The organism is Pseudomonas sp. P1_C12 (genome assembly GCF_056406435.1).
The window spans coordinates 1-21,213 of the sequence record NZ_JBFUAE010000014.1 but is presented as its reverse complement, the minus strand read 5'-3'; the positions used below and the strand labels follow the sequence as shown (position 1 = coordinate 21,213).

Annotated in this window: 20 protein-coding genes; 11 read left to right on the top strand and 9 right to left on the bottom strand. The window is 59.6% G+C overall.

Annotated features, from left to right (window positions below):
* Positions 1–3: 3 nt before the first annotated feature.
* The 3 genes from AC1D19_RS21925 to AC1D19_RS21915 all read right to left on the bottom strand — a co-directional run bounded on the left by AC1D19_RS21925 (position 4) and on the right by AC1D19_RS21915 (position 4,612).
* Positions 4–1,395, bottom strand: coding sequence for an aldehyde dehydrogenase family protein (locus tag AC1D19_RS21925; protein WP_477764535.1), 1,392 nt, complete (start codon positions 1,393–1,395; stop codon positions 4–6).
* Between the two features lie 7 nt (positions 1,396–1,402).
* Complete coding sequence (locus AC1D19_RS21920; RefSeq protein ID WP_477754281.1) at positions 1,403–2,776, bottom strand: glutamine synthetase family protein; 1,374 nt, start codon at positions 2,774–2,776, stop codon at positions 1,403–1,405.
* 246 nt (positions 2,777–3,022) lie between these two features.
* Positions 3,023–4,612 (bottom strand): winged helix-turn-helix domain-containing tetratricopeptide repeat protein, encoded by a 1,590-nt coding sequence (locus tag AC1D19_RS21915; RefSeq protein ID WP_477754282.1) that lies wholly within the window; start codon positions 4,610–4,612, stop codon positions 3,023–3,025.
* A 259-nt stretch (positions 4,613–4,871) separates the two neighbouring features.
* On the opposite strand from AC1D19_RS21915, the gene AC1D19_RS21910 reads away from it, so the two are divergent.
* The 4 genes from AC1D19_RS21910 (at position 4,872) to AC1D19_RS21895 (ending at position 8,853) form a co-directional block, all read left to right on the top strand.
* On the top strand, positions 4,872–5,624 hold the full coding sequence (locus AC1D19_RS21910) for an SDR family oxidoreductase (protein ID WP_477764534.1): 753 nt from the start codon (positions 4,872–4,874) through the stop codon (positions 5,622–5,624).
* A 44-nt stretch (positions 5,625–5,668) separates the two neighbouring features.
* Entirely contained in the window at positions 5,669–6,082 is a 414-nt protein-coding gene (locus AC1D19_RS21905) for a cupin domain-containing protein (RefSeq protein WP_477754284.1), read from the top strand.
* A 96-nt stretch (positions 6,083–6,178) separates the two neighbouring features.
* On the top strand, positions 6,179–7,264 hold the full coding sequence (locus AC1D19_RS21900) for an HlyD family secretion protein (protein WP_477764533.1): 1,086 nt from the start codon (positions 6,179–6,181) through the stop codon (positions 7,262–7,264).
* Positions 7,261–8,853, top strand: coding sequence for a DHA2 family efflux MFS transporter permease subunit (locus AC1D19_RS21895; RefSeq protein ID WP_477764532.1), 1,593 nt, complete (start codon positions 7,261–7,263; stop codon positions 8,851–8,853). Before AC1D19_RS21900 ends, AC1D19_RS21895 begins: the two co-directional genes overlap by 4 nt.
* A gap of 69 nt (positions 8,854–8,922) precedes the next feature.
* Here AC1D19_RS21895 and AC1D19_RS21890 read toward each other — a convergent pair whose 3' ends face one another.
* The 4 genes from AC1D19_RS21890 to AC1D19_RS21875 all read right to left on the bottom strand — a co-directional run bounded on the left by AC1D19_RS21890 (position 8,923) and on the right by AC1D19_RS21875 (position 11,785).
* Positions 8,923–9,402, bottom strand: coding sequence for a phage infection protein (locus tag AC1D19_RS21890; RefSeq protein ID WP_477764531.1), 480 nt, complete (start codon positions 9,400–9,402; stop codon positions 8,923–8,925).
* Positions 9,403–9,555: 153 nt separating this feature from the next.
* A complete protein-coding gene (locus AC1D19_RS21885) occupies positions 9,556–10,248 on the bottom strand; it encodes an RES family NAD+ phosphorylase (RefSeq protein WP_477764530.1) in 693 nt (230 codons plus the stop codon).
* The gene (locus AC1D19_RS21880; RefSeq protein WP_477764529.1) at positions 10,242–10,646 is read right to left on the bottom strand and encodes a hypothetical protein; all 405 of its coding nucleotides are present in this window, start codon (positions 10,644–10,646) and stop codon (positions 10,242–10,244) included. Before AC1D19_RS21880 ends, AC1D19_RS21885 begins: the two co-directional genes overlap by 7 nt.
* Positions 10,647–11,647: 1,001 nt before the next feature.
* Positions 11,648–11,785, bottom strand: a complete 138-nt coding sequence (locus tag AC1D19_RS21875; RefSeq protein WP_177413232.1) for a hypothetical protein — start codon at positions 11,783–11,785, stop codon at positions 11,648–11,650.
* Positions 11,786–12,079: 294 nt separating this feature from the next.
* Here AC1D19_RS21875 and AC1D19_RS21870 point away from each other — a divergent pair, with 294 nt between their 5' ends.
* The 4 genes from AC1D19_RS21870 (at position 12,080) to AC1D19_RS21855 (ending at position 14,817) form a co-directional block, all read left to right on the top strand.
* Entirely contained in the window at positions 12,080–12,274 is a 195-nt protein-coding gene (locus tag AC1D19_RS21870) for a hypothetical protein (protein ID WP_477753159.1), read from the top strand.
* Between the two features lie 55 nt (positions 12,275–12,329).
* Positions 12,330–12,515 carry a hypothetical protein gene (locus AC1D19_RS21865; RefSeq protein ID WP_477764528.1) on the top strand — a complete coding sequence of 62 codons (186 nt, stop codon included), beginning with the start codon at positions 12,330–12,332 and terminating at the stop codon, positions 12,513–12,515.
* Between the two features lie 695 nt (positions 12,516–13,210).
* A complete protein-coding gene (locus tag AC1D19_RS21860) occupies positions 13,211–14,545 on the top strand; it encodes an S-type pyocin domain-containing protein (protein ID WP_477764527.1) in 1,335 nt (444 codons plus the stop codon).
* On the top strand, positions 14,545–14,817 hold the full coding sequence (locus tag AC1D19_RS21855) for a hypothetical protein (RefSeq protein ID WP_102670468.1): 273 nt from the start codon (positions 14,545–14,547) through the stop codon (positions 14,815–14,817). The genes AC1D19_RS21860 and AC1D19_RS21855 overlap by 1 nt, the downstream gene beginning before the upstream one ends.
* Positions 14,818–15,070: 253 nt before the next feature.
* Here AC1D19_RS21855 and AC1D19_RS21850 read toward each other — a convergent pair whose 3' ends face one another.
* Positions 15,071–15,343 carry a hypothetical protein gene (locus AC1D19_RS21850; protein ID WP_477764526.1) on the bottom strand — a complete coding sequence of 91 codons (273 nt, stop codon included), beginning with the start codon at positions 15,341–15,343 and terminating at the stop codon, positions 15,071–15,073.
* 440 nt (positions 15,344–15,783) lie between these two features.
* Here AC1D19_RS21850 and AC1D19_RS21845 point away from each other — a divergent pair, with 440 nt between their 5' ends.
* From AC1D19_RS21845 to AC1D19_RS21835, 3 genes are all read left to right on the top strand, one after another.
* Positions 15,784–17,142 carry an MATE family efflux transporter gene (locus tag AC1D19_RS21845; protein WP_477764525.1) on the top strand — a complete coding sequence of 453 codons (1,359 nt, stop codon included), beginning with the start codon at positions 15,784–15,786 and terminating at the stop codon, positions 17,140–17,142.
* Positions 17,143–17,311: 169 nt separating this feature from the next.
* A complete protein-coding gene (locus tag AC1D19_RS21840) occupies positions 17,312–17,983 on the top strand; it encodes a phosphoribosyltransferase (protein ID WP_477764524.1) in 672 nt (223 codons plus the stop codon).
* A gap of 136 nt (positions 17,984–18,119) precedes the next feature.
* Complete coding sequence (locus tag AC1D19_RS21835) at positions 18,120–18,704, top strand: YceI family protein (protein WP_477764523.1); 585 nt, start codon at positions 18,120–18,122, stop codon at positions 18,702–18,704.
* Positions 18,705–18,952: 248 nt separating this feature from the next.
* Here the strand turns inward: AC1D19_RS21835 and AC1D19_RS21830 are convergent.
* On the bottom strand, positions 18,953–21,213 hold a 2,261-nt coding region (locus AC1D19_RS21830; protein WP_477764522.1), incomplete at its 5' end, for an Ig-like domain-containing protein.

Sequence of the window (21,213 nt, the reverse complement as noted above, 5' to 3'; positions counted from 1 at the left end):
GGTCTACACCTCGTGACGCAGATGAAAGGATTTGGCCCGGGTCAGGTGCTCGTAGCCCAATGGCGACAGGGTGACGCCGCGCCCGCTGTTTTTCACGCCGGTCCAGGCCAGAGCCGGGTCCAGGTAATCGCAGCGGTTCATGAACACCGTGCCGGTGGCGATCTCGTTGCCCAGGCGTTCGGCCGCTGCGAGGTCCTGGGTCCAGATGGAAGCGCTGAGCCCGAACTCACTGTCGTTCATCAAGGCGATGGCTTCTTCATCGCTGTCCACCGGCATGATGCCGACCACGGGGCCAAAGCTTTCGTCGCGCATGACCGACATTTGATGGGTCACGTCCACCAGCACTTGCGGCGCGAGGTAGGCGCTGCCCTGCACGTCGGCGGGAAAGGACTTCGGATCGATCAGCGCTTTGGCGCCCTGGGCCATAGCTTCGGCGATCTGGCCACGAACGAAGAATGCGGCGCCCGGTGTCACCAGCGGGCCGAGGGTGGTGGCTTCGTCCAGCGGGTTGCCCAGCACGTATTGGCGGGTCAATTCGGCGAAGCGCTCGACAAACACCGGGAAGATTTTCTGGTCGACATAAATGCGTTCCACGGCACAGCAACTCTGCCCGGAATTGAAGAAGCTGCCGTCCACCAGATTTTCCACCGCATGTTCAAGGTTGGCGTCTGCCCGGACATAGGCTGGGTCTTTTCCGCCGAGCTCCAGGCCCATGCCGAGAAATTGTCCGCTGGCGACGCTTTCCATGACTTTGCCAGCCTCCACGGAACCGGTGAAGTTCACTTGCTGCACGCGCCCGGAAGTAATGATCGCCCCGGTCGACACATGGTTGAGCAGCAGATTCTGAAACAGCCCTTCGGGCAGTTTTGCGCGACGCATGGCCTCGGCGAAACGCTCGCCCACCAGCAGGGTTTGCGACGCGTGCTTGAGGATCACGCTGTTGCCGGCCATCAGCGCCGGGATGATCGTGTTCACCGCCGTCAGATAGGGGTAGTTCCACGGGGCGACCACCAGCACCGTGCCCAGCGGCTCGCGTTTGATGTAGCGTCGAAAACCCGCCTTGGGCGCAGGCTCTACAGCGGCCAGGGCCCGTGGAGCGATGGCGATCATGTGCCGGGCGCGTTCGGCAAAACCGCGCAGCTCGCCGGCGCCGTAACGCACCGGGCGGCCCATCTGCCAGGCCAGCTCCGGCACGATGTCCGCCTGCATCGACAGCATCGCGTCCACCGCGGCACTGCAATAAGCCGCACGCTCGCTCAGTGAGCGGCGTTGCCATGACGCCTGTGCATTGGCAGCGGCCGTCAGTGCCTGCTCGACCTGCTCCGCATCGGCCACCTCGCGTTCGACATACACCCGGCCATCGACCGGGGAGATCAGTTGTACCTTCTCAGTCATGATGTTCTCAGTAGCGCTCGAAACCGCGCTGCAATTCCCAGTCGGTGATTCGCCGGTCGTACTCCTTCTGCTCCCACTCGGCGGTGTGCACGTAATGGTCGACAATCTCGTCGCCAAACGCCTCGCGCAACATGCTTGAGCTCTTGAGGGCGGCGCTTGCCTCGCGCAGAGTCTTGGACACTTCCGGCAAATGCTCATCGAGGTAGGCGTCGCCTTCGAACGGCGGCGCCAGATCGAGCTTCTCGTCGATACCCGCCAAACCCGCCGCGATCAATGCGGCGAAGGCCAGATAGGGGTTGAGGTCGGCACCGCCGATGCGGCATTCGATGCGAATGGCCTTGCTGCCTTCAGCACACAAGCGAAAGCCGGCGGTGCGATTGTCGCGGCTCCACACCGCCCGTGTCGGCGCAAAAGTGCCAGCCTGAAAGCGCTTGTAGGAGTTGATATAGGGCGCGAGAAAGCAGGTGATGTCGTTGGCGTACTTGAGCTGCCCGGCGACCCAGGCACGCATCAGTTTCGACATACCGAACTCGGCTTTCGCGTCGAAGAACAGCGGCTTTTTGGCGTTCTTGTCCCACAGCGAATTATGGATATGACTGCTGGAACCGGCGGCGTCGTAGCGCCACTTGGCCATGAAGGTGATCGCCTTGCCCTGCAACTGCGCGATCTCTTTGCAGGCGTGCTTGATGATGACGTGGTGGTCGGCCATGGTCATGGCGTCGGCGTAGCGGATGTTGATCTCTTCCTGGCCCGGGCCCCATTCACCCTTGGAGTTTTCCACGGGAATGCCCGAGGCCTGCAAGTGCTTGCGAATCGCCCGCAGCACCGGCTCTTCGCGGGTGGTCTGCAGGATGTTGTAGTCCTCGATGTAATGGCCGGCGGTTTTCGGTTTGTGATAGTTGCGCTCGTGGATCGCTTCGTAACTCTCATCGAACAGATAGAACTCGAGTTCCGAGGCAAACATGCCGGTATAGCCGCGCTCGCGCAGGCGCTCGACCTGCTTTTTCAGAATCGCCCGCGGGCTGTGGGGCAGGTCCTGGCGATGGTGATGATCGAGCACGTCGCACAGCACCAGTGCCGTGCATTCAAGCCAGGGCACGCGCCGCAGGGTGGACATGTCGGGCTTGAGCACGAAATCGCCGTAGCCCTTGCTCCAACTGGCCGCGGCGTAACCCGGCACCGGCTCCATGTCGATGTCATCGGCCAGCAGGTAGTTGCAGCAGTGGGTTTCTTCGTGGCCGCTGTCGATGAAAAACTCGACCTGGAAGCGCTTGCCGACCAGGCGTCCCTGCATGTCGACCATGCAGACCAGCACGGTATCGATTTCGCCGGCAGCCGCGGCGCGCTTGAGTGCATCAAAACTGAGAAGGGGCTCGGTCATCACGGCAATCCTGCGTGAAAGGTTGGGGCCTGTCTGGGATAGCTGTTGCAGACGCTCTCCAGAAAAACCCAAAACCTGCAGAACCGAGCATCATGAGCAACGAGTTGCTCAAAGCTTAGCCTACCGTTGCAATTGTAGGAGCGAGCTTGCTCGCGATGGACTTGAAGACACCGCGATTAATCAGAACCCCCGCGTCATCGTTGACGACCATCGCGAGCAAGCTCGCTCCTACAGGGTTGGTCGCCTTCACTCCGGCAACCCGGCCAGCCGCAGTCCGTCGACGAAACGGGCGAAGTCTTCAGGCCGTTGAATGGGTAGCCAGTCCTTGAGGGTGCCCAGGCGCAAAGAAGAATCCAGCTTTTGCAGACGTTGCATCGCCCACTTCGCTTTATCCATTCGTCCGCCGAGCGCATGACTGGCCGCCACCAGCGCCGCCGCAACCAGCAGACTGGGCAGGTTGCCCAGTCCCTTTTCCGCCCAGTCCGCAGCGGCATTGAAGTGCCCGGCGAAGAAATGCGCGAGCGCCATCCCGACCTGCATCCTGAACATTTCCGGATCCAGCGGACTCAAGCGAACGGCATGGTTCAAATGCTCGATGGCAGCGTCTGTTTCACCGTGCAGCGCCCGCAGGATACCGCCCAGGAACCAGGCGGGGGCGAGGTTGGGATTGAGCAGGCGCGCCCGGTCGAGCAGTGCAATGCCGCCGTCGACTTCGCCGGCGAGGTGAGCCAGCGCATGTCCGCCTCGGGTCAACGCGACGGCATCATCGCGACCGAGGGTCACCGCCAGCCGCGCCAGCCGTATGCCCTCGGCGATTTCTGCAGGCCGATCGACCATCCAGCCATTGAGCTTGCGCCAGAAGTGGCACCAGGCGGCCATGCCATAGGCCGAGGCAAACTCCGGATCGAGTTCGATGGCCTGGTAGAACATCGGCAGCGCCTGCTCGATGGCTTCCCGGGTGCCGCTGTGCAGTTTGGCCATGGCGCGCAGGTAATAGTCGTAGGCGTCCAGGCTGTCCGTCGGCTTACGCTTGGCGCGTTCGATTTCTGCCCGCTCCAGCTGCGGCGCGATCGCGCCGACGACGCTTTCGGCGATCTGGTCCTGCAGTTCGAAGATATCGTCGAGCAGGCCTTCGAAGCGCTCTGCCCAGATGTGCGCCCCGCTTGTCGCGTCGATCAGTTGTCCGGTAATGCGCACCTTGTTCCCGCACTTGCGCACGCTGCCTTCGAGCACGTAGCGAACGCCCAGCTCCAGGCCAACGCCCTGGGCGTCCACGGCCTGGCCCTTGTAGGTGAAGCTCGAATTGCGCGCGATGACGAACAGCCAGCGAATCCGCGACAGGGCGGCGATGATGTCCTCCACGACGCCGTCGGCGAAGTACTCCTGCTCCGGATCGCCGCTCAGGTTCTGGAACGGCAGGACGGTAATCGAGGGTTTATCCGGCAGGGCGAGCGTAGAGGAGGGGATTTGTTTCGGGGTAGCGGTCGAGCGTTCGTCGATGTCAGGCTGTCGCGCTTCCCCGGTCATGGCGCCGTTGATCCGGCCAACGAAACGGTAGCCCTTGCGGGCGACGGTACGCACCAGGCGCTGCTCCTCACCGGTATCACCGATGGCCTTGCGCACCGCATTGATGTGACTGGTGATCGTCGATTCGGAAACGATCCGGCCGCTCCACACTGAATTGAGCAATTCGTCCTTGCTGAGGACTCGATCGGGATTGTTGACGAACAGCAGCAACAGGTCGAAGACCTGCGGGCCGACGGCTACGACCTGCCCGCGCAAGGTCAGCTCCCGGCGCTCCTGATCGAGTACGTAGTCTTCAAACGCAAATGGCAAGTTGAGCATCCCCTGGCAAAGCGCCCTCAACTCCGTGTCCCAGGCGGCGGGTGGTTGGTAACTGAGGCAGATGATACGGCAGCTCGACACCCGCTGCACCGTCAGCGGCAAGGGAGCCTGGAAGAACCTCAGTAGCTTTGGACATAAATCCAAGCGCTCGCCAAGGTAAACCCAAGCCCGGCGCAAGGACTTGCCTGATGCGCGCAGGCAATCTCTCTACACCGACGCAATGGTTGCAGTCGACAAGTGGAGAAAAGTCATGAAGATCGTCGTCATCGGAGGCTCCGGCCTCATCGGATCGAAACTTGTGAATACACTCCGCGAGCGCGGCCATGACGCGCTCGCCGCCAGCCCCAGCACCGGCGTGAACAGCATCACCCGCGAAGGCCTGGCCGAAGCGATGGATGGTGCTGATGTGGTGGTCGACGTGGCGAACGCGCCGTCGTGGGAGGACCAGGCCGTTCTCGATTTCTTTGAAACGTCGAGCCGTAACCTGCTGGCCGCCGAAGCCGCTGCCGGGGTTCGTCATCATGTTGCCCTGTCGATTGTCGGCAGCGAACGGCTTCCCGATACCGGCTATTTCCGCGCCAAGGTCGCGCAGGAAGCCCTTATCAAGGCGTCCGGCATGCCTTACACCATTCTGCGTGCCACGCAGTTCTCCGAGTTTGCCGGCGGCATTGTCCAGTCGTTCGCCGTTGGCGAGGAAATTCATGCTTCGCCGGCGCTGATCCAGCCGATTGCGTCCGACGATGTGGTAGCGGCGCTGGCCGATGTCGTGCTGGCAGCACCGGTCAATGGCACGGTGGAAGTCGGCGGCCCGGAAGCCATGCCGATCGACGAACTGGCCAGGCGTTATCTGCGGGCGACCCAGGACAACCGCAAGGTCGTGCCGGACGTGCATGCGCGTTACTTCGGTGCCGTGCTCAACGATCAATCGCTGGTCACCGGCAAGAACGCACGCCTGGGGGCGATCCGCTTCGACGACTGGCTGGCCCGGTCGACGGCGCAGTAACGGATCGCACCCTCACATATCCCTACGAATCCAGGAGAAATCCCATGGTTACCCGATTGCTGATGGCTGCTGTTTTCGCCGCGCTCTCGATCAGCGCAGCGGCGGCCGCCGAGCCACCTCCCGGCAAGGTGACGGTGGTGTTTGACCGTCCCATTCCCAACATCCCTGGCAAGAGCATGAGAGGCGTGGTCGTCGAGTATGGGCCGGGTGCCGCGTCGCCGGCTCACACCCATCCGAAAACGGCCTTCATCTATGCAACGGTGCTGGAGGGCTCGTTTCGCATCCAGGTCAAAGGCCAGCCGGAAAAGATCTACAAGGCCGGCGAAAACTTCGTAGAAGAGCCGGGTTCCGTGCACCTGGTCAGCGCCAACGCCAGCGACACCCAACCTGCACGCCTGTTGGCGGTGTTCGTCCTCGACACCGAGGAAAAGGTACTCGTCACACCGATCAAACAGTGAGCCGGTCAACCCGCTCATGAAGGCTCGACAGCCGGGCGGCAGACCCTGCCGCCCAGTGGCTGCGTCAGTTCTTGGCACTGAACAGGAAATGAAAAAATGAACTCGCTCCTGGACAAGGCCGCCATTGCAGCCAGTCCCCCAAGCGTCGTGGCACGACGAAACCTGCACAAAACCATCGGCCTGATGCTGTGCGTCGGTGCCCTGGTGGTCGTGGCAGCCTGGGGGGCGCTGGCGTTTTCAAGTGCTGTGACCTCGACCGACAACGCCTATGTCCGCGGGGATGTCACCTCGCTCGCCGCCAAGGTCGCCGGCTATGTCACAGCGGTCGAGGTCGAGGACAACCAGGCCGTGCACGCCGGTGATGTGCTGTTTCGTATCGATGACAGCGACTATCGCGCCAGACTTGCGCAAGCCGAGGCCAATGTCAGCGCCGCCCAGGCGCGCCTGACCCATGTCGATGCGCAGATCCAGCTTCAGCATGCGCTGATCAGGCAGGCCGAAGCCCAAAGGCGCTCGGCCACCGCCGACATGAGCCTGGCGGCCAAGACCCACGACCGCAGCCGCAAACTGATCGTCAGCAACGCGGTCAGCCAGGCCCTGGTCGATGAAACCGGCACGGCGCAATCCAGAGCCGTGGCCTCGGTGTCGGCCGCTTCGGCCACGGTCGAGGCACAACAGCAACGCATCGCGGTGTTTGTGGCCGAGCGCGAGGCTGCCGTGGCCGCCGTGACCCAGGCACAGGCCGCGCGGGATCTCGCCCGGATCGATCTCGATCACACCGTGGTGCACGCGCCGGTGGATGGCGTGGTCGGCAACCGTCAGGTTCGCCTCGGTCGTTTCGTCACGCCGGGCGTCTCCCTGCTCGATATCGTCCCGGTCAACGATGTGTGGGTGGTGGCGAATTTCAAGGAAACCCAGCTCGAACGGATTCGCCCCGGTCAGCCCGTGCGCGTCACGGTCGATGGCTACCCCGATACAGCACTGGCTGGCGTGGTCGACAGCTTTGCACCGGGCAGTGGCTCGGCGTTCAGCCTGCTGCCGCCCGACAACGCCACCGGGAACTTTGTGCGTGTCGTGCAGCGCGTGCCGGTGAAGATTCGCCTGGCCCACAATCCGTTGCCGGGGCGCATCGTGCCGGGCCTGTCCGCGCGGGTGGAGGTTGCGCAAGGGGCCGGTTCATGAGCAGCGTTGCCTGTGCCACGCCGAGCAGCGCCAGAACGACGAACGGCGTCCTGCTCATGGTGGGCATCGTGCTGGCGACGTTGACGGAAGCGATCGCCAGCACCGTGCTGGCCCTCGGCCGCAGCGACATCATCGGCGACACCTATGCCACGCCTGACGAGTTCGCCTGGCTGGATGTCGGCTACATCGCGTTCAAGCTGATCGGGTTCATGATTGCCCCTTGGCTGATGCAGCGATTTTCTGCGCGCAACGTGATCATCGGCGCCACCCTGGTCATGGGCCTGGCGAGCTGCGTGGCCGCCGTTACCGCCCGGCTGGAGCTGCTGATCGCACTGCGTATCCTGCAAGGCTTCGCCGGCGGTGCTCTGCTGGTGGCGGGCCAGGCAATCATTTTCCGCGGCTATCCGCGTGCCCTTCAGCCGGTCCTGCAAGCCCTGTTCGCCATGGCGGCCGTGGTCGCGTCGGCGACCCTCGCGCCAGCCCTTCAAGGGTGGTTGATCGACAGCCAGTCCTGGACCTGGATTTTCTTCAGCGTGGTGCCGCTGGCCCTGGCGGCGACGGGGCTCTTGCTCATCGCTGACCACCCCGTGCCCGCCAGGGTCCGGCAACGTTCGTTCGACTGGCTCGGCTGTGCACTGATCGGTGCTGTGCTGTTCTGCTTCACTTACGTGCTCAGCCAGGGCAGCCGCTGGGACTGGTTCGAGGAGCCGCGCATCCTGATACTGACGGTGATCGGCGGCGCCGCGCTGCTGGCCTTTCTCGGCCAACAGGTCTTGGCCAACGGCCAGGGGCTGCTCGACTTCAGCCTGTTCAAAACTAGCGATTTCACCTTTGCCTTTATCGTCAGTTTCGTCGCCGGAGCCGCGCTGTTCGGCAGTGCCTACCTGATCCCGGCGTTCGCCCTGTCGGTACTCGCATTCACACCGACCGATGCCGGCCTGCTCCTGTTGCCCAGTGGCGTTTTTTTTGTCGGCTCGCTGCTCATCGCTGCCTGGTTGATCAAGGTCCGCCGCGTACCACCGGTGGCGACCGTGCCCTTGGGCATCCTGCTGATCATGGCGGCGATGTGGATGCTGTCCGGTGCCACCAGCGAAAGCGGCAGCGACGACATGATGGCGGCCATCCTGTTGCGCGGCCTGGGCCTTGGCTTGCTGTTTCTGTCGATCACCCTGATTGCTTTCACCCACCTCAACAGCCGCAACCTGGCCAGCGGCATCGGCCTGTTCAATACGGGGCGGCAACTGGGTGGCTTGATGGGCGTCGCCGGGCTGCAGACCTTGATCGACCATCAGGTTGTCAGCAATGGCGTGGTCCTCGGCGCCAACGTCACCCCGGGAGGAAACGCGCTCATCGAACGGCTGATGACCACAACCGCGATGCTGGCGGGAAAGGGTATGGATCAGGTGGCCGCTGGCCGCGCAGCCACGAGCCTGCTGGGCAAAGCGGTGTCAGGTCAGGCCACGGTAATTGCCTTCGATACGGCGTTCTTCGCCGTGGCCCTGTTGTTCGTCTTTGCCGCGCCCATGCTGGTTGGCATCAAGATCGGCCTCTCTCGACACGCGAAAGTGCACGAACAACCGACCCATTGATGACCCACACGAAAAAGCCCGGCGGGTGAGGCCGGGCTTTTCGTTGAGTCCTGCGGTCAAGCACTGCATTCAGACAGCGCGGCTTTCGATCAGGCGGTCGGAGCCACCTTCGGCGACGCGGTTTTGCAGGAGCTTGTCGGAGCCACCTTCGGCGACGCGGTTTTGCAGGAGCTTGTCGGAGCCGCCTTCAGCGACGCGGTTTTGCAGGAGCTTGTCGGAGCCACCTTCGGCGACGCGGTTCTGCAGGAGCTTGTCGGAACCGCCTTCAGCGACGCGGTTCTGCAGGAGCTTGTCGGAGCCACCTTCGGCAACGCGGTTTTCCAGCAGCTTGTCGGAACCGCCTTCAGCGACGCGGTTTTGCAGCAGTTTGTCGGAACCGCCTTCGGCAACACGTTTTTCCAGCAGGCGATCCGAACCACCTTCGGCCACACGGCTTTCAATCAGACGATCCGAGCCGCCTTCAGCGACCACAGATTGAGCAGAGTTTGCGGCGAAAGCGTTAACTGCGAAAACCGAGAAAGCGATGCTGAGGAGGGTCTGGCGTTTCATGATGGTGTGCTCCGGGGTGCTTATGGGTTGGTATGGAGCAGATGTTACGCCGGGGATTTTTTAAGAGAACTTCATTGAAATGATGGTGACTATCGACGCAGTCAATGGATCGAACACCGTGTGTGCGAGCACAACTTTTTTGTGGCGAGGTGGTCAGGCTTCACTGATCTGGCTGACACTGGTGATCTGCCCATTCCACACCATCTCGTAATGAGCCGCCTGCACAATCGACGAAACCGGCCTCGGCGTCATCAACGCCCAGCAATGACTGCCCGGCATCCGCACCGAGTGATAACGCAACCCGGGACAACCGGCATCCCGCACCGCCCGCCCCAGAACACGGGAATGGCTGTAGTCGTCCGGAGCATAAACTGGATCAGTCAGCGGCAGGGCGGTGGCGTCCTTCATCCCGCCATCGCCGAAGGCACAGGCCAACCCGCGAAACACAAACCGTTCATAGTTCAGGCTCGGCACCTTCGACCAATACAGAGCCTGGTGATGCCGCACCTCGGCCAACGCCGCTTCCATCGAATCCGCAAGGTACAACACGCCAAAACTGCCGTCACTGAAGCGCGAACCCGCCGGATTGACGTGGGTGAATGGCGCAATCGCGTAGGAGCAACCCGCAATGCCAAACGGAATCTCGCTGCGCGCAATCAACTCAAGCTGTCCCACTTCATTCTTCAACCGCGGATTGGTCAGCGCCTGAATCTCGAACAACAGCTCAAACTCATCCGCGTCCGCCACATCATCAAACAACGCAATGGGCGGAAACTTCGAATTGACCAGGCGATAAGCCTGCAACGACTGACCGGCAAACGCGGCCAGCTCATTCGCCATCACCATAACGCACCCCGCAGCATGTCGATGCGGCGGAAGGTTTCATACAGCGCAATCATGTCGCCCTGCGCCATGATCTCCAGCGGCGAACGCCCGTTGAAAAACTCGTTGTCATTGGCCATTGAGGCAAAGCCATACACGTTGTCCGGGTTGTCGAACACCAGCCGCAACGTCGCGTGAATGTTCAGCACAAAACTGATGCGCTGCATCTGGTCCGCATCCAGCGCCACCGCCCACTCCACATCACGCTGCCGCGCGCGGGTGTAGGTGCTGCGGGAAATGCGCAGGATGCGACAGGCCTGATCGCTGGTGGCTTTCCACTTCTCCATAATGCTCACGGCGGCGCGCAGGCCGGTGACGCATTGGTTTTTGCTGAAGGATTGGGGTTGCAGGGGGACGGCCATGTTCGTGTCCTTGGGTTGCATCTATAGATTCAAATGTAGATTTATTGAGTCTGTAGAGCAATGTTGGTGCGACGGGTGGGCCTAACATGCCAATGCAATAGGGCCGCGATCTTGCTGAAGCTATGTGTTACTGAAACCGACGATGCAGGTCTGGAAAGACATCCTGGGCAAACCAGGCGGGCAGGTCGGGGGTCACGATTCTGGATTTTGGCGTCCGGCTTTCTACCAGGCCGACTTTTATAAGCCTGGATAACTCGTTATCAATGATCGATGGAGGCAACGACTCCGGGGGGAGCCGGGTTCAGCCAGGGTTTCGATGTGATTAAGGACACGGCAGTTTGTATCGTCAGAATTGTCTTCACATTTTATTTCATATAGATAATCGTTTAAAAAGCCTTACTTTGTTGGTTTTTGTATGGCTTTGTGGAGCTTTTTAACTGAGTTGCCTTCGCGTTTTATTTCACATTTTTATTTAAAAAACTCCAGGATTCTGGAATGCCGATCGCCAGCAAATACAAATCAGGCGCCCGTATTCAATTACTTCGCTGCGACGCCCTCAAGTAGCGCCTGCACTTGCCTGGCCTGCGGGTTGCCCGCCGTTTTTCCATTGGGAATAAACGCCGCGCCCACGACTGCATCACTGATGAAACGTCCGCCCCAGTGCATTCAGCCGAGTCGCAATAGGCGGCAAACGCCGACTGCTCAACGCCAGCGTCTGCACATCATCCGCCGTGTTCTGCGCAATGCTCTGCACCGACTGCAAGCGCCCGACAAGCTCCCTCGCCACAGGTCTTTTAACGCTGAACCATTTAAGCAAATCGATTTCCGGCGTGGTCGAGGTGTATTTGAGAAACAGTGGAGGGCGTAGCCCTTGGCCGTCATTCCAGGCGGGTACGACGCCGCTTGTGGAAAAACAATGTCCGATATAGAGGCAGTAATGCCGAATTGACGGGGGGAGTACGACAGACTCCAGTGCAAAGCCTGCCGTACATCCGAGGCAATTACGATTTCTTCGGCGGATAGTTGCTGCGCAAGCGACCGGACTTTTTGCCGGTGGTTTTGCTCGGCAGGTTCGGCACCAGCGGACGGGATCTGGGTTGGGGGTTGGAGCGGCTTTGGGGTTGAGGTTGTTTGCTCATGGTTCGCCTCCTGAATTTTCAGGGATTCGCGAAGTGGTTTACTGATGAAGTTTAGCTAATTGACTGTGGGTTGGGTCGATTGGCTCTTGGGGCGTGTGTTGTGAGCGATCGGCTTTTGTTTTCAGCCCCATTGATAGACCCCCTTACGCAATCCTCGGATTTTGCCTACAACTTCGGCAGGAGTATCCCGCTATTCCAAAGATGAAAAACGGGAAATATTGACGGCGTAGAAAGGGGGGATCACCGGCTGTTCGGGGAGAACCTTTTGAACAGCAAAGCGCGAAGGGATGAGCCATGCTACAAAACGACCGCGACAATCTGGAACTCGATAAGCTGCAACTCGAAATCCGAAGGTCCATGGCCGAAACCCGAAAACTCACGGCAGAAGAACGCAAGCTCAGGCAAGAGACCTTCTGGTACCCGATCGCGGTAGGGGCTGGTATGGTGACCGCTATCGTCGCTGCTGTCAGCCTCTGGGCGAAGTTTTGAGCATTCGTACCCGCCACAACAGATACGACTCGTGACCCACACAGGAAGTAGCAGCATGTCCACACAACCTACGAATCAAGCCAGCATTGAACAACTGCACCGCGACGTTGCAGCTTTTGTCGAGGAGATGCGTAGTCCCGCCCCGAACGCGATCCGCTCTACTGTGGTGCCGTTCGGCATCGGTGCCGCCCTGGCACTGGCAATCTTTGTTGTCGCCGCCCTGGTAGTCCGACTGGTCTAGTCTTTTACCCTTGCGCCGATGGTTGGGGCGTTTGGGTGAAACAGGTGTAAATCTGTTTCAGGACTAGACCAAAAGAAGAATACAGGCGCCCTCGGCGCCCAAATGTAGTCACTCTCCCACCTGCGCCCGCAACTGCCGCCCATCATCTTTCGTGCGCGACGTATACAGTAAATATTGAAGTATTGAAAATGCTACGTTGTTGCGGCATAACTTTTGCTCTGTCTATTTTATGGAATTGATATTGTGCATGGAGCGCTATATGCAAGAACCAATTACACATTATTCACCTTTAATAACGCCTGAGTCTCGACAGGTTCAAGCTACAGAAGCCCAAGTTTTTCCTTCAAGCTTCGATAGTGTTTTGTTTTGGGATGGGACTGTCCCGGCAGTTACTACGCCCCATAGTATTGAGAGTACCAAAAACCCCAGTAACGCATACCAAAAGTTGGAGGCGATAGGACTTTCGGTGCACGATCAGATAACGAGTGTTTTTTCTGGTGCTACACCGAATGTTCGAGATTATCTAGAAAGACGCATAGTCGCAGCCATTGACGGGCAGGGGTTCAATGCGTTGGAAGCTGCCTTAAAAAAGAAAGCGATCATTGTAGAACTTCTGCAAAGAGCCAGAATCCATAGATGTTGGCTCGATGCACTACTATATAATGGTTTAGACGCATTGTCGCTAGACAGAAAAAATGAGTGCCGCGGTATTTGCATCGAATGCGGATGCAGAAGACGATATGGCAGTGCGACAAAGCTTTTATGAAGAATATCTATTATCGCTAACTGCCGCCTACGTTAAACGAATCCTTGTCGAAGCCATCTCCATTCTGGAGGACGCTTCCACAACTGCAGACGCGGCAATCCATAGCGCCTTGGCAAGGGGCGAAGTCGCTTACACCTACAGGTTACACATTGGTAATGGCATAGAGGCGGGCACTGTGGCGGGTGCCATTGCCATCCATGTCGCCGAAGGTTGGACCTTCGGGGCAGTGATCCATGAAGGCATTAAGTTGTTGGCAGGGTTGGGGGAGGCACTTATCAGTCGGGCCGCTGCTGTTGGGATCGGGGCCTTGTTCTATTCACCTGCTCTTGCTAACGGCGAACGCTTTCCTCAAACCGTTCTCACACTTCCCGGTAGCAATTTTTTGCCAAAGCCGCCGTCAAACCTGAATGAAATCGCCGCTACCGAAGGAACCATTGACCTTCCTTATAGGATTTTTGGCGACCTTAACCAATACACACTCGTTGCAACCCCAGCTGGAGGGAGTGTCTCGGCAAAAGTGCCAGTGCGAGCATTGGCATTCGATCCAACGGCCAGCAGCTACAGTTTCACGTCAAACGATACACCGCCCATTATCCTCAGTTTTCCCATTATGCACTTGGGAAACGGATCGACAACTTCGCCCGCCCGACCTGCGCAAGTACCGACTTACACTGGAGTTACGCTGTCGCCATTGCTTGTGCAGCCTGAAACCTTACCCGCGGTCGAATTGCCTGATTTCAGGGATTGCATTTACTGCTTTCCGATTGAAAGCGGTCTACCGCCAATCTACGTTGTTTTTAATAGTCCTTATGAAGGAGCAACCACGAGGGGAAAATACAGCGGTCGATTTTACAATCTCGCAAAAGCTGGAGGCCCAATACTCGATCTCGAATGGACAAGTGCTGCCGTGACCCAAACGGGTATTGACCTGGTCAAATTACATACGGGACGTTTCAGGTCTTCGGATGCCAATGCCATCATGATTGATCGCTTGAAAAAAATTCTGCTGGGTGAATTGGTCATCACAGATGTGGACAAACGCTTCTATACTCATGAAATCAGAGAGCTCGAACGTTTCAGAGCATTAGGTGTAGCTGACGGTGTAAACTCGGATGACGGTGTTATTTGGAACAATACTCACGCCGCGACGCTGGAGGACTACAAAGTCAAAGATGCTTTTGAACTGCTCTATACGCCTGATGCTATAGAAGCGGATCGAAAACAAAGTGAACGAGAGTACAAGGAACTTGGAGGGGTAAAATAATGAGCGTCATTGCAACCATCGTACTTAACGAAAAACCTGAAGAGGTAATTCTATTTCTTACCAAAAATGAATTAGGCATCTCCTTTCCTCGGCTTGATGGCCTTTATAATCTGGCTAACTGGGCGCATGTGGAGAACAACATAGGGTTATTGAACCTTGTCCATAAAATGTGTGATGCCGGTTTTATCAAATATAGTGGGGGCGGAGTTGTGAGAGGGCCCAACTGGAGAGAGCCGGCATTCATGCTAGAAGGCAAATATACCTTTGACTGACAGCACCAAGTGCCTGAACGCAGGTGCCAGAGAACGGTGACAGTCGCCATCATTTCGTGGTCGTCCGGTTCCCTTGTCCGGTCGTTTAAATCATCGAAGGTTTCCCGGGTTGAGCCGCTGCTGCAGCGGCTCTTCTCTTTGTTGCGGGCATATTGAGAAACTCACCTGATTGGTTTTCGCAGCCTCGAATCAAGAAGAGGGGCAACTTTTTCTGGAGTAGCAACAAAACGGGCGCGAGAGCACCCGTTTATCTTTACTCCGCAACCTGCGCCCGCAACCGCCGGCCAATCACATCCATCAAATCACAACCATCGCGTAACGGAATGACCAGCAGTTTGCAGAAGTCCTCCAGCACCACCGTGTCGCAACCGAGTTCGGATCGGTAGGCGATGTTTTCCAGCACCTGCGTGACTGTCCGAATTCGGTAGTCGGCCATGGCTTGTAGGACGTCGAGTGGGGCTTGGGTGTCGATTAGCAGGGAAGCCGGTTTCATGTCGATTCCGGTAAGAGGCATGTATCTTTCCATAGATGAAACTCCGATCAGTGCAAAGGTTGACTGTCCCTCACTCGTCGCCAAACGAATGGGTGACAGCTGTACGCAGGTTGGCGAACCGGGATCGGAAAACCGGCAGACCCGAAGGTCTCCCGCGCACAGCTGCCATAAAGACAGCTTTGCGAAGGTGCAACAGCATCTGCAAAAAAGCACAGTGCTTTTGCATCCGATCGAACAGGTCGCCAAACCTGGTCGCCATTTGGGCGACGGGGCGGACTATAAGCTTCATCAAGGTCATGGGCAAGGTGAGGAATTCCGAGGCTGACGTAAGATCCGCGACGATGAAACCTCAGACCTTTCACCTCACGTCGCTGGAAATATAAACACAGACCTGAGATGTTCACCGCCCCTTGGATTCAGCCACCCACGCTATCCTCAATCATCGCTCCTGCCGTCGAGATGGATCTTCGCCCATGCAAACCCCAAACCCCCAACGCCCCCTCTGGAAAACCTACCTCTTGTTCCTCGCCCCAATGGTCCTGTCGAACTTCCTGCAATCCATGTCCGGCACGGTCAACAGCATCTACATCGGCCAGATGCTCGGCACCCAGGCGCTGGCGGCGGTGTCGGGGATGTTCCCCATCGTGTTTTTCTTCATCGCCCTGGTCATCGGCCTCGGCGCTGGCGCGGGTGTGTTGATCGGGCAGGCATGGGGTGCGCGGGAGACGCATCTGGTGAAGGCGATTGCCGGGGCGACGGTGTTGTTGGGGCTGTTGATCGGGTTGGTGGCGGCGTTGGTGGGGAGTGTGTTTGCGCGGTCGGCGTTGGTGGGGTTGGGGACGCCGGCGGATGTGCTGGACGATGCGGTGGCGTATGCCCATGTGATGTTGTGGATCATGCCGTCGCTGTTGGTGTTTGTGTTGTTCACGCAGTTGCTGCGTGGGGTGAGTGATACGTTGTCGCCGTTGTTGGCGCTGGTGGTGTCGACCATTGTCGGGCTGGCGCTGACGCCGGCGTTGATTCGCGGGTGGTTGGGTTTTGCGCCGATGGGGATTCAGAGTGCGGCGTTTGCCGGGTTGGTGGGTAACCTGGTGGCGATGGGGTTGCTGGCGTGGCGCTTGATTGGCAAGGGCCATCCACTTGCGCCGGACCGGGAGTTCTTTGCCGCGATGAAGCTGGACATGGCGATTCTCGGCAAGGTGCTGCGCATCGGTTTGCCCACCGGCTTGCAGATGGTGGTGTTGTCGCTGTCGGAGCTGGTGATTCTGGCGCTGGTGAACCAGCACGGTTCCCAGGCGACGGCGGCGTATGGTGCGGTGACGCAGATCGTCAATTACGTGCAGTTCCCGGCGCTGTCGATTGCGATTACCGCGTCGATCCTCGGGGCGCAGGCGATCGGGGCCGGGCGCATCGAGCGCATGGGGCCGATTTTGAAGACCGGGCTGATGATCAATGTGTGCCTGACCGGTGGTCTGGTGGTGCTCGGGTATTTGCTGTCGCACTGGTTGCTGGCGTCGTTCCTCACCGAAGAGGCGACGCGAACCATGGCCCAGCACCTGTTGCACATCATGCTCTGGAGCCTGTTGGTGTTTGGTTTCCAGGCGATCATCGGCGGCATCATGCGCGCCAGTGGCACGGTGATGGTGCCGGTGGCGATTTCCATTGTCTGCGTGGTGGGGATTCAGTTGCCGGCGGCGTATCTGCTGGATGCGAAGTTCGGGTTGCAGGGGGTGTGGATGGCGTTTCCGGTGGCGTATCTGGGGATGCTGGTGTTGCAGACGCTGTATTACAAACTGGTGTGGCAGCATCAGAAGATTGAGCGGTTGGTTTAGTGGTTTTTTTGATTGCCTGTTCGCGATTGTGGTGGTTCAGTTGATGTAGAGGTTGACTGTACTGACGTCTTCGCGGGCAAGTCGGATCGCCGCATCGCCGCTCCCACAGGGGTAGCGGTGTTCGTAGTACTTGTGCACGACAGGCATGCCTGCCTGGGGAGGTTTTCATATGAACCCCTTGTCCCATTCCATCCTGCAAGACCGGCCAGCGGCCGGGCGGCGTTTGGTAGAGCCGCTGCAGCCTTACGCTAACCGCCCCGATGTGATCGTTCTGGCCTTGCCCCGTGGCGGCGTGCCGGTGGCTTATGAGGTGGCCACGGCGCTGAAGGTTCGCCTGGACCTGATGCTGGTGCGCAAGCTCGGCGTGCCGTCCCACCCGGAGTACGCCATGGGCGCAATTGCCAGCGGCGGTATCCAGATTCGTAATGAAGAGGCACTGCGGGTGCACCCGATTGATCGCGCTGCGTTCGACGCCGTGGTCGAACGTGAAACCGGCGAACTGCTGCGCCGCGAGAAGGTCTACCGCGGCACGCGGCCGCCGGTGCAGCTCAAGGATCAGGTGGTGATCCTGATCGACGACGGCCTGGCCACCGGCGCTTCAATGAGGGCGGCGATCCAGGCGCTGCGGGTGCAGGCGCCTTCGCGCATCGTGGTGGCGGTGCCGGTGGCACCGATCGAGACGGTGCAGGCGCTGCGCGGCGAGGTGGATGAACTGGTCTGCCCGCTGCTGCCCGAGTGGTTCACTTCGATTGGGCATTGGTACATGGATTTTACCCAGACCTCGGATGCCGAGGTGATCGAGCTGTTGCAGCGGGCGTGGCAACGCGGGGAGTGCGGGTAGCGCTGGCGGCCATCTGCAGGTGGTCGCAAATCGCCGCGTGAGGTGGAATAAAGGCCGGTTGTTTGCTTTAGTCAACTGATGCCACCCCTCGTGTGCGGCACGCCAACTCAACACGGGAGCCCTCCCGGAGAGTGTCATGAACCTTCGATCCGCGCGTTGTGTCGCTCTGGCCGGCACGTTGGTGTTCGGCCTGGTGCCGTTCAGCCTGGTGCCGTTCGCTGAAGCCGTGGAATACAAGAAAGTGAACGCCAAGGCCAGCACCTTGAGTTTCACCTATCAGCAGATGGGTTCGCGAAGCTACGGCACTTTCGGCAAGTTCGAGGCCAATCTCGACTTCGACACCGATAACCCTGGCGCCGCCCATGCCGCGCTGACCATCTACCTGAAGAGCATCGACGCCGGCAGCAGCGACGCCAACACCGAGCTGCAAAAAACGGCGTGGTTTGACACCGCGACTTATCCGGTGGCGACGTTCGAGTCGACATCCATCAAGGCCCTGGGCAATAACCGCTACACCATCACCGGCAAACTGTCCCTGCGGGGGCTCACTCGGGAAGTGAGTGTACCGGTGCTGCTGAAATCGGAGAGCGCCATCGGCATCTTCGAGGGCCAACTGGTGCTCAAGCGTGACGACTTCAAGATCGGCGATGGCGAGTGGGCGGACAGTGTGGTGTCCAACGAGATCAATATCCGCTTTCGGATGGTGGCGCCGCAGCGGTGACTCGGGCTGAACGTTAACTTCCGGTCGACGACATTCCTCCTGTGGGCGCGAGCCTGCTCGCGAAGACGGCAGAACTGTCGAAGAGATGTCGCCTGACACTCCGCCATCGCGAGCAGGCTCGCTCCCACATTTGATCCTTGGTGAATGCCAAATCTGTGTACGACGCCGATTCAATGGTGGGAGCGAGTACGCCGGACAAAAAAAGCGCCCGATCCACATTGCATGGACCGGGCGCTGATCAATCCGCTCTAGTTCGCCACTATTGGCACCGTCACGGTTTTGCCGAAGGCTGATTTGATAGTCGCCGTCGGGCTAGCCGACGGGCCACTGCCGACGGTCGTCACCGCTATATTCCAGCGCGCGCCTGTCGCCGTAGGCGTCAGGGTGGCGGTGCCAAGGTTCGCCGTACCGGTTGCGACCGTGGCAGTCGCCGTGATGGTATTGCCCGTGCCACGCGAGGTGGTGCCGGACAGGACCCAATACCAGCGGCTGTTGCTGCGGGCGGTGACGGTAGCGCTGGTGACGATCAGGCTCTCGTTGACCGCTGCCGAGACCGCCACGGACACCGTCGCCGGTGCCGACTCCGCGCCCTTGGTATCTGCGGCCATATAGGTAAAGGTCGCGGTGAACGGCGCGGCGACCGTGGTCGGTGGTGTGTAGGTCACGCGCAGACCATCGGTGGTGACCGTGCCCTTGCCGGAATCCGGTTGCGCCAGGCCCACCACTTTAAGTGGCACGTTACCGTCAGGGTCGCTGTCGTTGGCCAGGACGTTGATGGTCAGTGGTTGGCCGTTGTCGCTGACGGCGCTGTCGGGGTTGGCGATCGGGTTTTTGTTATCGCCATCGTTGACACGGGTATCGCCAGTGCGGAAGGTCGGCAGCGCAGCGGAGTTGACATAGGTGACGCCGTCCCAACCTGGGAGGGGCGTTGGCATCAACTGGAACTGGCCGGGGTGCTCGATATCCCAGCGCAGCAGCATGGCGTTGTCCTCGTGCTGGGTGTTGTGGCAGTGCTCCATGTAGGTCCCGGCAAATTCACGGAAGTGGATCGCCATTTCCACTTCCTGCGAGCTGTCGATGCCCTCGCCGATACGATAGACGTCCTTGCGGGCCCATTTTTCCCATTCTGGTGGCTCCTTGCCATCACGGTGGAGGACGATCCCCTCTTCGAAGTGCACGTGCACCGGGTGGCTCCAGCCGTTGCCGCCGTTCTTGATTTTCCACACTTCCAGGGTGCCGTCGCCGGAGAACCCGGCATCGGTCGGGCCGTTGGCCAGTTGCGGAGCGGCGCTGATCCGGCGTGGGTCCATTGTGTAGCCGAAACCGCCGTCGGTCTTGATGGTCCAGGGGGCTGCGTCGGTGCCGTCGGAGCGACCGAAGATGAACTCACGATGCCGCGCTGCCTTGAGCGTGGCCTGCACCACCGGATCGTCGCGGTTGAGAGTCAGCGGGATCATGACCTTGCCGGCCGCTTTACCCGGTTTGGCGGGTTCGTAGTCGGCGGGGTTCATGCTCACGTCCTGGCCGGCATAAGGCTTGACCACCAGCTGCAGGAACTTGCCCACCACCGGGTCGCCGTTGTCCCATTCCAGTCCTTTGCTGCCCGACTTGAGCACCGCTTTGTACTTCCCGGACAGCACATCGGCCAGGCTCAGCGGTGTAATCTCCGGACCCTTGCCGGTCTGGTGCTCCATCAGGTTGACGAAGTACAGCTTGTCACCGGTGTTGATCCCGTTTTTCGCAAAGTTGACGATGATGTCGTAACGTTCGGCGATGCCTATGGTGGGCAGGATGGCGTTGTGGTCCTGCAGGTCGCCGTCACCGTCCAGGTCCATGCTGCCGTCGAACGGCACGGCGTGTTCCATGAGGTTGCCGTCGTTGGCAATCATGTGGAACGGCACGCGGGTATAGGACAGGCCGGAACCTGCCGGGCCGGGGAATTCGCCGCCGGTGCCAACGATTTCACGCACCAGCGCGATCCTGAAGAAACGCGACACCGAGCCGTTGAGGATGCGGAAGCGATAGCTGCGCGCCCGCACGTTCAGGCGCGGTTGGTACTGCCAGTTGACCAGCAGTTGATCGCCGAGAAAGCCATCGGTGTTGAACGGGTTGAACCACAGCTGGCCGCTGGCGTCCCAGGCCTTGTCGGCCAGCATCAGGTTGACGTCATAGTCGCGGTTGCCCCAGGGCAGCGCCGAACCGCTGGGCAGGCGCAGGTTGACGCCGTCTTCGAGGGCTTCGTTACCGCGATCCATGGCGCTGTAGTAATTCATCATCACCGCGTTGCCCTTGTAGACGTTCTGCGCAGTGAAATCGAGCATGTGGTCGTGGAACCAGTGGGTGCTCATGGTTTCGCGCCAGTCGCCACGGATCTTGATGCTGCCGTTGTTACAGGTCTTGAGGCCCGGCGTGGCATCGTTGACATACAGGGTTTCGCCCGGGGCGCAGGGGAACGCCGCGCGCGGATCCTGGGCGCTGGTGTTGATGGTGTCGTAACTGGTGTCGTAAC